This is a genomic window from Rubripirellula amarantea (assembly GCF_007859865.1).
GTDB lineage: Bacteria > Planctomycetota > Planctomycetia > Pirellulales > Pirellulaceae > Rubripirellula > Rubripirellula amarantea.
In genome coordinates, this window is the sequence record NZ_SJPI01000001.1 from 611184 (window position 1) to 624182 (window position 12999).

10 protein-coding genes are annotated in these 12999 nt (G+C 54.9%); 6 read left to right on the top strand and 4 right to left on the bottom strand.

Going from position 1 to position 12999, the window contains the following annotated elements; translation table 11 throughout:
• Positions 1-9 precede the first annotated feature (9 nt).
• Genes Pla22_RS02285 through leuB form a run of 3 tightly spaced genes read right to left on the bottom strand, consistent with a single transcriptional unit; the run spans position 10 to position 2903 of the window.
• Positions 10-792 carry a TatD family hydrolase gene (locus tag Pla22_RS02285; RefSeq protein WP_146513157.1) on the bottom strand — a complete coding sequence of 261 codons (783 nt, stop codon included), beginning with the start codon at positions 790-792 and terminating at the stop codon, positions 10-12.
• Positions 789-1811 carry a phosphatidate cytidylyltransferase gene (locus Pla22_RS02290; protein WP_242631748.1) on the bottom strand — a complete coding sequence of 341 codons (1023 nt, stop codon included), beginning with the start codon at positions 1809-1811 and terminating at the stop codon, positions 789-791. The genes Pla22_RS02285 and Pla22_RS02290 overlap by 4 nt, the downstream gene beginning before the upstream one ends.
• Before the next feature lie 18 nt (positions 1812-1829).
• A complete protein-coding gene (leuB, locus tag Pla22_RS02295; protein ID WP_146513158.1) occupies positions 1830-2903 on the bottom strand; it encodes a 3-isopropylmalate dehydrogenase in 1074 nt (357 codons plus the stop codon).
• A gap of 385 nt (positions 2904-3288) precedes the next feature.
• Here leuB and Pla22_RS02300 point away from each other — a divergent pair, with 385 nt between their 5' ends.
• Both Pla22_RS02300 and Pla22_RS02305 read left to right on the top strand, forming a co-directional pair.
• A complete protein-coding gene (locus Pla22_RS02300) occupies positions 3289-4536 on the top strand; it encodes a glycosyltransferase family 4 protein (protein ID WP_146513159.1) in 1248 nt (415 codons plus the stop codon).
• A gap of 111 nt (positions 4537-4647) precedes the next feature.
• Positions 4648-6048, top strand: coding sequence for a Gfo/Idh/MocA family protein (locus Pla22_RS02305; protein ID WP_146513160.1), 1401 nt, complete (start codon positions 4648-4650; stop codon positions 6046-6048).
• Between the two features lie 132 nt (positions 6049-6180).
• Here Pla22_RS02305 and Pla22_RS02310 read toward each other — a convergent pair whose 3' ends face one another.
• Positions 6181-9513: a COG1361 family protein gene (locus tag Pla22_RS02310; RefSeq protein WP_242631749.1), complete on the bottom strand. Its 3333-nt coding sequence runs from the start codon at positions 9511-9513 to the stop codon at positions 6181-6183.
• Positions 9514-9799: 286 nt separating this feature from the next.
• Here Pla22_RS02310 and Pla22_RS02315 point away from each other — a divergent pair, with 286 nt between their 5' ends.
• From Pla22_RS02315 to lptE, 4 genes are all read left to right on the top strand, one after another.
• On the top strand, positions 9800-10123 hold the full coding sequence (locus tag Pla22_RS02315; protein WP_146513161.1) for a tetratricopeptide repeat protein: 324 nt from the start codon (positions 9800-9802) through the stop codon (positions 10121-10123).
• A gap of 3 nt (positions 10124-10126) precedes the next feature.
• Positions 10127-10954: a DNA repair protein RecO gene (gene recO, locus Pla22_RS02320; protein ID WP_146513162.1), complete on the top strand. Its 828-nt coding sequence runs from the start codon at positions 10127-10129 to the stop codon at positions 10952-10954.
• Positions 10955-11026: 72 nt separating this feature from the next.
• Entirely contained in the window at positions 11027-12421 is a 1395-nt protein-coding gene (locus Pla22_RS02325) for a tetratricopeptide repeat protein (protein ID WP_315854127.1), read from the top strand.
• A complete protein-coding gene (lptE, locus tag Pla22_RS02330) occupies positions 12418-12972 on the top strand; it encodes an LPS assembly lipoprotein LptE (protein ID WP_146513163.1) in 555 nt (184 codons plus the stop codon). The genes Pla22_RS02325 and lptE overlap by 4 nt, the downstream gene beginning before the upstream one ends.
• Positions 12973-12999: the final 27 nt, after the last annotated feature.

Sequence of the window (12999 nt, forward strand, 5' to 3'; positions counted from 1 at the left end):
GTCGCTAGGCTAGTTCGGCAATTGAAATAGCCGCTTTGCGTTGTTGGTTGTGATAGCAGCTAGCGATTCAGCACTTACGCCGCGAACGTCGGCTAGGCACCGCAGCGTATGCTCGACACGCGCGGGTTCGTTGGGACGTTTGCCTCGGAAGGGTTCAGGACTGAGATACGGTGAATCGGTTTCGATAAGAATTCGATCCTCAGGAATCACTCGAGCCACCTCGCGAAGGTCTTCGCTCTTCTTGAAGGTGACCATTCCCGCGAAGCTAATCATCAGCCCCAAGTCCAGGCAACTTTCCGCCAATGCCCTGTCACCGGTGAAGGAATGCATCACACCCGCCGGGACCGTGGATTGCCGTCGCAGTTGTTCCAAAATTAGATCGCCACTTTCGCGCATGTGGATCACCATTGGCAACTCGGTTTGGCGACATAGTGCCATGTGCCGATCAAAAAAGTCATGCTGCATTTCGATCGGTGTATCGTCCCAATAACAATCCAGACCGGTTTCGCCAATGGCTTTGACACCGGGCAGCTTGACCAACTCTTCAATCACCGCGAAGTCATCGGGCAAAGCTTCCTTGGCTGAATTGGGCTGAATCCCAACGACTGCAAAGAGATAGTCGGGATATTGAGCGGCCAATTCACAAGCTCGGCGACTGGTTGCCACGTCGATCCCGATCACCATGATGCCGGTCACGCCGGCTGCTCGAGATCGCTGAACCACATCGTCGACGTCGTTTTCAAACGCACTCACATTGAGGTGAGCATGGGTATCAATGAGTGTGAGTGTCATACCGACCAAAAGAAGCGAGTCAGGTGATAAAAGACAGGCGCGGCAAAACATACGTTGTCGATCTGGTCGAGAACGCCTGCGTGACCTTGAACGAGAGTCCCCGTATCGGTGACGCCGCGATCTCGTTTAATTGCACTCATCGTCAGCGTTCCCGCGCAAGCCATCACGGTGACCACGGCGCCAAGTAAACCGGCTTCCCAAGGATGAAAAGGCGTTGCCCAGTACAGCGCCGAGGCGATCAAACCGGTCGTCACCATCGACCCTAAGAAGCCTTCCCACGTCCGCGAAGCATTGATCTTTTCGGCGATGACGTGTCGACCGGCAAGCTTGCCCCACCCACGTTCGAGTACGGATGCCAACTGGGCGATGAGCACGAAGAAAATCAGCACACTGACCGTGCTACCTTCCCACAACGCTCCGCCGGTCTGCTTCATGCGAAGATCAAGGATCGCGGGTGCATAGCTCAACGAATACACGCAAATCAGCAGGCCTGACTGTATTTTCGCACTGCGTTCAAGGAACCGTTTGTAGTCGCCCGCTATCGCTGCCCGCGCAGGAATAAACAGACTCGCATACACCGGGATCATGATGCTGTAGTAGTCGTAGTAGTCCACGCCGTCGTTGCCGCCCATTCGCGCCGGCGGGTCGCTCCCCAACGCGATCAGAACGTACTGCAACGGGGTGAAGATGAAGAACACCCAGAACAACGTCCGGTGGTCTCCACGTCGGGTCGGCGTCATCGTGATGAACTCTCGCAACGCCCAAAACGACACCATGCCGAAAAGCACCACAACACCGATGCGATGCAAGAAGAACGCGAGCGAGAAAATGACGACCATCAACCACCAAACGCGAAGTTTGTGATTGAACCGCTGTATCAAAGCGGATTCCACGCCGATCTTTTCTCGACGCGACATCACCACCCCGACAATTGACGCGATTCCCAGCGTGCCAAGGATGACCGCCAGCAACATGTATGTGCGGGGATCGTGCCATTGAATTTGAGCGATGGGCATCATAAGAACGTTTCGATGGACCTAGACCGTAAGTTGTGCGACGACAGCATCGCCCATCGCTTCGGTGCTGATGGCGTCGCCACCGCGAGCGATATCCGCGGTACGAAGGCCATCAGCTAGAACAGCCGACACGGCCCACTCGATCGTTTCCGCCTCGGTATTGAGTCCTAACGAATGTCGCATCAACATCGCCGTGGCCAAAATAGTCGCCAATGGGTTTGCGAGTCCTTTGCCAGCGATGTCAGGTGCTGAACCGTGGATCGGCTCGTAAAGGCCGGGACCGCCATCGCCCAGTGACGCACTCGGCAACATGCCAAGTGATCCAGGCAGCATGGACGCTTCGTCGGTCAGGATGTCACCGAACATATTGCCGGTCACGACGACGTCAAAGTCACGAGGACGATTGATTAGGTGCATTGCCATCGAATCCACGAGCACAACGTCGTATTGAACTTCGGGAAATTCTTCCTTCATCACGCGAGCGGCAACGCTGCGCCACAGTCGACTCGGCTCAAGTACATTGGCCTTGTCGACACTGGTCAAGCGATTATCACGCTGCTTAGCCGCCTTGGCGGCCAAACGCACAATTCGTTCGACTTCGGGAACACTGTAAACCATCATTTGATAGGCAGACTCGGTGTCGCCGCTACCACTTCGGCCGGATTCACCGAAGTAGATTCCGCCAGTGAGTTCTCGGAAGAACAAAATGTCGGTGCCTTCGATGATGTCGCGACGCAGAGGCGACGCATCAATCAACTCATCGAACAATTTGATCGGACGTAGATTAGCGAACAGCCCCAGTTCTTTGCGGATCTTCAACAAACCAGCTTCAGGCCGCGTCTTCGCCGAAGGGTCGTCCCATTTGGGTCCCCCTACGGCACCAAGCAGAATCGCGTCGCTTTGCTTGCAGGCGTCAATCGTTTCCTGAGGCAAGGGATCGCCACACTGGTCGATCGCGATGCCACCGATCAGGTGTGACGAGTACTCGAATTCATGGTCGAAACGAGCAGCAATGACTTCAAGTACTCGTTTGGCTTGAGCGACAATTTCGGGACCAATGCCGTCACCGGGCAAGAGAACTAGGTTGGCTTTCAACGGTACAAATCGCGGTTGGAGTTAGGAAAGGGGTTAGATTTTCTGTGCGGCGTCCTCCGCAGCGGTCAAATGTAGTCCAGGCACGTTCACAAGAGTAGGCAAGGGGGAAAATGAGCCAGAGTGTCATGAGTCTACGGTGCCACTCGAATCGCCAACCGATCACCTCCGTATGGCCAACAAATCGCCCCCGTATCCTCCCAGTCCAGCCGGTCATCTCTGGCCGGCCCCCGAACAGACCGAACAATCCGTACACCCCGCAGAGCTTGCCGTAGGTTGCGGCAGAGTCGGCGGCGGCGGCTCGCCTCTTTGAGATCTATGGGCCAAAGTTCGACTGAGACGTCGTTATCTCACCCAACACTCCCTTTCTCTAGACACTTGAGCCTTCATGCTCCAGCCACCCGTGCCGGTCGCTCATACCGTCCCATCTGCTGACTTTGTTGTTCCGTCCGCTACGGACGACCATGCATCGGCCAAGCCAAACAGCAAATTATCTCTGGTGCGCGTGTTGCATGTCGTTAACGGAGAACACTTTTCCGGAGCCGAGCGAGTCCAATCGCATTTGGGAAGGTGCTTGCCCGAGTTTGCCGTCGCGGCTGATTTTGCCTGCGTCAAACCCGGTCGATTCGCGGAACTGATCGACCAGCAACAAGGCCAATGGGGCAGGGGACATCGCGCGGCGATGAAAGGCCGCTTCGACTTTCGTCCAGTGTTCGCCCTTAGAGATTTGGTTCGCAGCGAGGGGTATCAAGTCCTTCACGCCCACACTCCGCGAACCGCTATGGTGACTGCCATCGCCGCCAAGCTGTGTGGCGTCCCCTGGATCTATCACGTTCACTCGCCAGCGTCACGTGACTGTGATAACCCAATCACCAACCGAGTCAACGCGTTCATCGAAAGGCAATCCTTGCGAGGTTGCGATCACGTGATCACGGTTTCGGAAAGTCTTCGCAACGATTGCATAGCCAAAGGTGTTCCCGATGAAAGCGTTACCGTGGTGCACAACGGTGTGCCCGCCATCCGACCACCAAGATCGGCAACTCCAACCGCGAACGGACGCTGGGTGATTGGGATGATCGCTTTGATGCGTGCTCGCAAAGGGCTTGAAGTCATGCTTGAAGCGTTGGCGAAACTCAAAGCAAGTCATCATGACGTGGTGCTGCGAATCATCGGACCGTTTGAAACCGAAGAGTATCGTCAATCCACGGACTCGCTGATTCAAAAGCTTGGTGTTCAGGATCGCATTGAGCGCGTTGGATTCACCAATGATGTTCCTGGGGAACTTGCCAAACTCGATGCTATGGTCTTGCCTAGTTTGTTCGGCGAAGGACTACCGATGGTCGTTTTAGAAGCGATGGCTGCTGCCGTTCCCGTTATCGCCACTCGTGTCGAAGGAACTCCCGAGGCCGTCACCCATGGCGTCGAAGGCCTGTTGGCGGAACCTCGTGACCCCGAGAGCCTGGCAAACGCAATCGCCGAGTTGGTTACCGGCAAGCATGACTGGAACGCGATGGCCGAGACAGCTTTCGAAACTCACGCCAAACGGTTTTCGGACTTGGCAATGGCAAGAGGGACGGCAGATGTCTACCGGAAAGTCCTGGCAAACAAGAAAGCGACGGACGGTTCCTTGTCCTAACCAGCCTTTGTGCAAGCGTGGCTCCGTAGGAGTAAACTAGAAACCTGATCGACGGCGCAGGTTGCCCGTGATGAATCTTCTAGTTCGCTCGTTCTGAAAGCCATATCTGTTATGCCCGCATCAAATCGCCGAGAATTCTTAAAGGCAAGCACCGCCATCACCGCCGCGACGATTGTGCCGCGTCACGTACTCGGTGGACCGGGCACCACCGCCCCGAGCGACATGGTTAACGTAGCATTGGTGGGTGCGGGCGGGCGGGGACTTCAAAACGCTCGCGAACTTCTTGCGCTTAACGATGTTCAAATCACCGCGATCGCTGATCCGGCAAAGCATTGGGACCTGAGCAATTTCTTCTACAAAGGAGTTGCGGGTAGCGAGCCTGCGACCGCCGAATTCGAAAAACATTATTCAGCGACGAAGTCAGGATACAAGGTCCAGAACTTTGTTGACTATCGCGAGATGTTAGCCAACGCGTCGAGTGAATTTGACGCGATACTATGTGCGACTCCCGATCACTTGCACGCACACATTTCGGTGTTAGCGATGCGAGCGGGCAAACATGTCTATTGCGAAAAACCGCTCACTCACAACATTGCGGAAGCACGACTAGTCGCGAAGGTCGCCAAGGAAACCGGGATGTCAACTCAGTTGGGTAACCAAGGCCATTCGCAAGACACCCAACGCGAGACCGTCGAGTGGATCCGCAGCGGCGTGCTAGGTTCGATCAAAGAAGTTCACGCTTGGGTTCCAGCAACCCGTTGGAATCAAATGCTCAAGCAACCACCCACCCAAACGCAATCCCTTCCTAAGGGTCTGAATTGGGATTTGTGGTGCGGCCCTCGAAACCCCGTTGGCTTCCACGAAGCGTATGCCCCGGTTGCGTGGCGTGACTTTTGGCAATTCGGACTCGGTGCGATGGGTGACTTTGGTTGTCACGATCTCGACTCGGCGATGTGGTCGTTGGAGCTAGGGATGCCGTCCCGAGTGGAAATGCTTCCGGCCGGCCAAACTCATCCCGACATGATTCCTTACGGTGAGGCTGGTCACTTTCATTTCGACGCCACCGACTCCCATGAAGAACTGCAGATCCATTGGTACAGCGGTGGCCTCAAGCCGTCACATCCTGATCCGATCCCCGAGGATCAACCCTTACCCTATCGAGGTGTCATGTTTGTCGGGGAAAAGGGCGTGATGGTTTGCCAAGGTGCCGGCGGCAAAGCAACGGTATTTCCTGAATCGCTCGCCTCTGCTTCCCCACCTCCAACACCGACCATCGCTCGCTCGCCCGGCCATCATCGCGAGTGGATCGATGCGATCAAGGGTGGTCCCGCGGCGATGAGTGAATTTGGTTACGGGGCGAAGCTAACCGAGCTTACTCTGCTTGGTGTGCTGGCAATGCGTCTAGGAAAGCAAATTCATTGGGACGCCGAAAACATGGCGGTCATCGGTAACGACAAAGCTCATGAGATCATCCATGGAACGTATCGTGATGGATGGAAGCTGGACGCATAGCAGGGCACTTAGAACTACAGGAAGACGCTGCGGTGATCCATTGCCCGCTGTCCCTCATCCAGTGGCAGTAAAAAAGAACGACCGTGATACTGATCACGGCCGTTCGTTGTTTTCACTTCGTTGAGGTGACGTTTAGCGAATCGGTGTGTCGCTGCTACGACGGCTGACACGATCGCTTCGTGGACTCATGTAGTGAGTTGCTTCTTCTGCAACGAGCACGGTATCACCGCTGCGAACTTCAGTACGGAAGCGGTGGTGACCGGCTTTTTCGGCTTGAGCGATCACGCGTAGAACCACTTCTTCACCGGCACCGATGCGTGGGATTTCATCGAACAGCACTTGTCCGGTGACAACCTCACCACTTTGGCCTTCCACTCGAAGCGGCTCGATGCCGTGGCTGAACTGGGCGATAGCTCGCACGTTCTTGGCTTCACGACTTCCTCGGTTGCGAACAACAATCTCATAAGTCACGTCACTTGCAATGGGTGCGGGTGCAGGTGGGTCGTTGATGGTGAGGACGAGGTCAGCGATCGACTCAACTCGAGTAGCGATTGCAACTTGAGCTTGTCCAGCAGCGGTGCCTTTGCAATCGAACGCGAACATGTGATCGCCCGTCGTCTTCATGTTGCACTCAAACTGGTAATCACGAGTGCCCGACGGAGGCAGCGAAGTGATTTCCCACTTCAATGTTCCGCGTTGGAAGGTTGCACCTTCGATCCCGCCCAGGTATTCCACGCCAGCAGGAATACGCAACGTGGCCATGACCTTATCACTCGTAGCCGAACCCAAGTTCTGAACTTGCAAGTTGTAAACCGCAGGTGTGTTTTGGTACTTCAGTTCAGGCCCCGCCAGCACAGCCTCAAGATTAGCAGCCGAAACGCGAATGGTTTTGGCAGCTTCGGCACGCAGTTCAAGATCGCCCACGGCTAAGCCTTGGATCTTCAGATCACCAAGGTCTTGAGCGGTGAGTTCAACTTCGAATTGAGCTTCCTTGCCAGGCGGAATATCGCCAATGCTTTGTGATTGAGGAGTCGCTGAGTTGGGCGACAGTGTGAACACCACATTAGGAGCGATGCCATCACCAGGGTTAAGCACACGGACCTTGTAGGTCTGCGACGAACCGTAGATGACTTGCTCTGGACCTTCGATGATCAGATTCAAGAGTGGTTCGTGAACCTTCACTTGTGCAACGCTTTTCTGTGGCACCAAGGTCCAGTCGACATCCAAGTTATAGGTTCCACTTCGAGCAGCCACTAAGCGAACGAAGAGCTGTTCGGATGTGCCCGCGGGTAAGTGATCAATGGTCCATAGCAACAGTTCTCGTTCTTCGGTTCCCTCGTTGCTGATTTCTCCACGTGAGGCATTTCGACCGCGAACTTCGGCCCAATCGGGAATCATCGCACGAACAAGTACACCATGAGCATCGATGGAACCGCGATTCTCAACACGGATCTCATACTCGTTGTCTTGTCGAATCATCACCTCGGCGGGACCGTGTGTGATCACTCGAATGCCGGGCAATTCCGATGCAACAATGTTCGCACCCTTCCGAGGAATCACAGCGACAGTCGCCTTCTTGCCTCGCATTTGATTGTGATCGTCCCCACCGGCTTGACTGAAGTTGTCAGCGTTGGGCATCTCGCTCGAACTACGACGTGTGATACGTGAATCCGTAGCACTAGCGTCTGCGCCACCGGTATATCCGGGGATAGGACGGAAAGGTGTCGCGATGGTTTCGTGCGCAGGTCGGTTGCCGACAAAGTCATTTGCACTTGGCTCGGGTGCCGTTCTCGATTGAACGGGTTGTCCACTGGTCGTTAGGCGACCGGGGCTCGTTGGACTCGCCGATCCCAGCGAGTTGGGCTGGTATCCGTAAGGCGATCCGTACGGATCCGAGCTATTGGGAGCACCGTACGCTGGCGATGCGTTGTGACCACCGAAAGCATCGCCCCTATGTGTAGCGTCATACCCGTGTGGGGCATTGAATTGTCCGTGTGAACGCGACGCAGTTCGGTACGCTGGATCAACAGGTTGACGAACGCCTGAACCAATGGCCGAGAAATTGTCGGCGTTGGCTGATGGGTCAAATGCCGGATACTGAACGGACGCTGGTTGGCGGATTGTTTGATTCGTTGTGCCAAAGCTTGATGCTGCAGGTCCCGCACGATGTGAAACCGACGCGGCAGGAACACCAAGCTGCTCGGGTGGAGCGGCTGGAACAGCAGTCTTAGTTGGATCCACGGGTGTGTTGTAGGCAGGCTTGCTTTGAGCAACAGTTGGCTCAGCAAGTGTTGCCTGAGGTTGCGGCTCGACTTTCGCTGGTGCGTCCGGAGCAGTGACTTTGGTGGGCGTCTCGACCTTGGCAACCGCTTCAGTCTTAGGCTCAGGCTTTGCCTCAGGTTTCTTCTCTGGTACGACGGCAGGTTTCGCTTCGGCCTTAGCGACTTTTTCTTCTTTCGCCGCTGGCTTAGCTTCAACTTTCTTCACCGCAGGTGCAGGCGTTGCAGCGGGAGAAGGCTTCGAGGCAGCTACATCAGTGCGAATCACTCTGCGACTAACGCGAGGTACCAAATCTGCAACGTCTTCATCTTGGTAGGGCTTGTCACTAGCGGCACTGCTGTAGATTTTTGCAACGTTCGACGAATCAACCCGCAGGCCTTGGCTGGATGTCTTGCTTCGACGACTGCTTGATTCGGTTGAAAACTCATCCGCAGCAGCCACCGAGCGGTCGGTTGGCGGTGAAGGAACCTGCAAAGCCGGTTTTGGACTTTGAGCGACCGTTGGCTTGCTCAAACGTCGCACCGGAGTAGGTGCCGCGGCAACAGGAGTACCGCTACCGCCGCGAATCACGCGTGTCTGAGTTGCAGAGCTGCTATTTGGAGTTACCGTTCGCGAAGCAGTGCTGCGAGTCCGGGATGTGCGTGGCGTGGTAGTACGAGCTGCTTGGTTGCGAATCGGCTGTGCGATCTGGCCTGGCTGAGTACGTTCGACCTCGTGGTAGGGGACGCCGTCCCAATCCGCGTTGCTGCTTGACTGTGGTCGTTGAGTTTGAGTCGTGCGGGGTGCAGTGGAAGAACTCGATTTGTTTCCTCCGAACCAAGCGTCAAACAAACCACGAGGCTCTGATCCACTGCGAGTCGCGGTCGATCGTGGACGAGTCGAGGTCGTGTTCTCCGACGAACGCCCAAAGCCGTCAAAAATGCCTCGAGTTTTCGGAGTTTCGATCTGCTTGCCGATCACTTGCTGAACGGCAGATGGATCTTGTTCACCCTGCGCAAACGCAAGCGCGGCTCCGCCGTCTTGGGGAGCAACATCACTCTCTTGATGATCCACCAACTCAATGATCGGCTGACGAACGTTTGAAATTTCGGGGTTCGTTCCAACCGACAACGAGGCCATCAGCAAGGCTGCTGGAATCGCAATGAAGGTTGAAGCGACAAGAAATCGGCGGTTTACGCGGTCCATGCGTCTCTATCTCAAGTCGAGGCAAAAGAGGATCTAATCATCGTTTTAGATCGGATGACTCGCATGGTTACATTGAGTTAATTTTGACGATTAGGACGATTGGTTGACCGGGTCCCAGGTTGCCCCGTGTTTCACGTTCGCAATAGGCTGGTATCCTTCGTTTCACCCAGGGGCTCGTCTACGCAGAATCACCGTCTACATCGCGTTCTTTTCGTCTGCACCTTCCCCTACCAATTTCCCCGTTCCCTCTCGCAAGCCTTCTTTCGACCCAAGAACAGACGCCCCCATGAACAGACGTGAAAAAATCGAAGCCATGTTGGCCGACGACCCCGAAGACCAATTCCTGCGATATTCGCTGGCAATGGAACTCCGTAGCGAGGGCGAGAACGATAAATGCTTGACCATCTTTGATGCACTGATGCGAGAATCGACGCCTCATGTCCAAGCCTTTTTCATGGCCGCACAGGTGTTGGTGGATTTGGATCGAATCGACGAAGCAAGAGAGAAGTTGCGAGCAGGTATCGATCAAGCCCGTGCCCAAGACAATGGACACGCCGCAGCGGAAATGAGCGAACTGCTGGCATCGCTCGGCGAATACGGTGAGCTCTAATCCTTGGCCGCCGAGCAGTCTACCGCCATCGTCTTGCGAACCGTGGAGTTCAGCGAAACGAGCTTGATCGTTTCGCTGCTAACGCGTGACTTTGGGCGTATTTCTGCGATTGCAAAGGGTGCCCGTCGGCCCAAAGGTCCTTTCGAGGGGGCGTTGGATCTGCTGGCGGTTTGTCGAATTGTGGTCCTGCGCAAACAGTCCGACACTTTGGACTTGTTGACCGAAGCCAAACTCCACCGTCGATTTCGTGGTGGCGAACGGTCTCTTGAACGTCTCTATGCCGGTTATTACGTCGCGGAAATGCTTCGTTTGTTGACGGACGATCATGATCCACACCCTGATGTCTACGATTTGACGATTCGCACGCTCGGGCAAATCGACGGGACAGGCAATCCGACGCTTGCGTTGCTGCGGTTTGACCTGGAAATCCTTCGAATGCTGGGTCATTCCCCGGGTACCGATCGCTGTACCGATTGCGGTCGCGAGGTTGATAAATCGGGAAGGATTACGTTTTCGTTGTCCGCTGGGGGAATTGTTTGCGGAAATTGCAGACTCAAACAGCATCAAACCGTTTCTGTTCGCGCGGACGTGATCGAGATGATGTCGAAGTTGCATACAGCCGAAATGAAGGGTGATGGTGCCATAAACTTTTCCGATGAATCCGGTTTTTCGGTCGAATCGCAGTTCATCTCGGCGCTGATTCCTTTGTATGGTGAACTTCGCTCGGTGCTCAATCGGTACATCCAAACTGTGGTGGGGAAGGTGCCGAGGATGCAGTCGTTTGTCCCCGTGAAACTCACGCATGTTTCACCGACAACGTCGGGTGAGTGATCGCAGTGCTTAGCAAGTGATGCTGAACATTGACTCGATCACTCGCAACCAAAGCAACTGAGGTTTGTATGGATGCAAGCCTTCCCTCCTGGTCATGGATTGATGATGACGGATCAAACCAACTCTTCCCAAAAACTCGCCTGTCTTATGGTGGCACTGGCGACGCTCGCGACGCCCGTAGGTTGCCGCTCGTTTGCTCAGTCGCCAAAATTGCCAGGGTTTGGCATGTTTGGAAAAGACGTTGACGATGACCTGGACGGTACGCTGGCGCAAAAGCCCTTGGCCGCTCAGGATTCAGGCGTCCGCCAAGTCTCGGGTGAAACGACAATCGACGGAACCGACTTGGTCGCTCCGGTCGTCGAAGATGAATCGATGGTGGCAAAATCGCAGAAGCGAGCAAGATCGGTCATCAATTTCGTCACCGGCAAAGAACAAGAGGACCGCGAACAGGCCAAACGATACTACCAAGCCGGCGATCAACTTTTCCGTCAAGCTTCCAGCGAACCTGCGGAACAACGGAAAAAGACATTTGAAAAAGCGGCCAAACAATTCCGCAAATCATGCGAAGCTGCTCCCAAGACAGCAATCGAACAGGACGCACTGTTCATGCAGGCCGAAAGCCTGTTCTTCGCCGACCACTTGATGGATGCGACCGAAGTCTATCAAACGCTTCAGAAAGAACACCCACGCAATCGTCACAACGACCAAGTTGCCGCACGACTGTTTTCGATTAGTCGTTATTGGATCGAAACAGCCAAAGCGGATGAAGGAAATTGGTCGCCTATTAACTTGACCGATGCGTCCAAACCTCGCCTCGATACCGATGGGCATGCCATTCGAGTACTCGACAACATTCGCTATGACGATCCGACCGGCCGCTTGGCCGACGATGCCACGATGGCGGCTGCAGCGGAGTACATACGGCAAGAGAAGTTTGAAGAAGCCGATGAGTTTCTCACCGATTTACGTGAAACGTTCTCGGATAGCGAGCATTTGTTCCTTGCTCACCTCTTGGGGATTCGCACTAAACTGGAAGTCTACGCGGGCCCTCGTTACAGCGGTCTTGTGCTAGAAGAAGCCGAAAAGCTGGTCAATCAAACACGCACTCGCTTCCCGGACAAAATGGCGGATCCCAAGTACGCGGAAATGGTCGCACGAGCGGCTGCCGAAATTGCCTTTCATAAAGCGGAACGTTTAGCGTATCGCGCTGACTTCCGAGAGAAGAAAAAGGAATACGGTGCCGCGAGATTCTACTACCAAAAGTTGCTTGAAGAACACGGTGACACCCCGCATGCGGAAACCGCTCGCAAGCGTCTTGCCGAGATTGAAACTCTGCCCGCGATTCCAACTCAACGATTGTCTTGGCTGACAACGGTATTCCCCGATTCCAATGCATCAGACCCGCTTGAAATGTCCACAGGAGCCTCCTCCGATGCTCAAGAATCATCAGGAACGATGCTGCGATGATGTATTCGACAGGCCAGCGAACCGTTAACGCAGTCGCGATCATGCTGATGTGCGTCATTGCCTCAACTGGCTTCGTGGGCTGCGCATCATATCGGTTTGGCTCGCAAACAATGTTTCGTCCTGGAATCCGCACGGTTCACGTACCGGTCATTCGGAACGACACGTTTCGGCATGATTTGGGTGTCCGATTGACCGAAGCGATTGTTCGCGAAATCGAAACTCGCACGCCCTACAAAGTCACGGGCGATCCCAATGCAGACAGCACGCTCCAGTGTCGCGTTGTCAACGAATCCAAGACGGTTCTTTCTGAAACGGTCAACGATGACCCTCGGGCCCTTGATGCAGCACTATCGGTGCGGGCGAACTGGATCAGTCGAAACGGTGAATCGCTGATGCAGAACAGTGCTATCCCGAGCGGTGATTTGGCGATCACGTTCGGCCAAGATTCTCGATTTGTCCCTGAAGCTGGCCAATCCATCGACACGGCCACCGAAGAGGCCATCCAAGAACTAGCTAGCCGCATCGTATCGCAGATGGAAGTCCGCTGGTAAGGCAATCAAGTCTTCTCGGTAGAGGAC

Excerpts from the sequence above, each read along its gene's own strand:
- Pla22_RS02285 (WP_146513157.1), bottom strand. The coding sequence starts at position 792 with ATGACACTCACACTCATTGATACCCATGCTCACCTCAATGTGAGTGCG.
- Pla22_RS02315 (WP_146513161.1), top strand. The coding sequence starts at position 9,800 with ATGAACAGACGTGAAAAAATCGAAGCCATGTTGGCCGACGACCCCGAA.
- Pla22_RS02325 (WP_315854127.1), top strand. The coding sequence starts at position 11,027 with ATGCAAGCCTTCCCTCCTGGTCATGGATTGATGATGACGGATCAAACC.
- Pla22_RS02290 (WP_242631748.1), bottom strand. The coding sequence starts at position 1,811 with ATGATGCCCATCGCTCAAATTCAATGGCACGATCCCCGCACATACATG.
- lptE (WP_146513163.1), top strand. The coding sequence starts at position 12,418 with ATGATGTATTCGACAGGCCAGCGAACCGTTAACGCAGTCGCGATCATG.
- Pla22_RS02300 (WP_146513159.1), top strand. The coding sequence starts at position 3,289 with ATGCTCCAGCCACCCGTGCCGGTCGCTCATACCGTCCCATCTGCTGAC.
- Pla22_RS02310 (WP_242631749.1), bottom strand. The coding sequence starts at position 9,513 with ATGGACCGCGTAAACCGCCGATTTCTTGTCGCTTCAACCTTCATTGCG.
- Pla22_RS02305 (WP_146513160.1), top strand. The coding sequence starts at position 4,648 with ATGCCCGCATCAAATCGCCGAGAATTCTTAAAGGCAAGCACCGCCATC.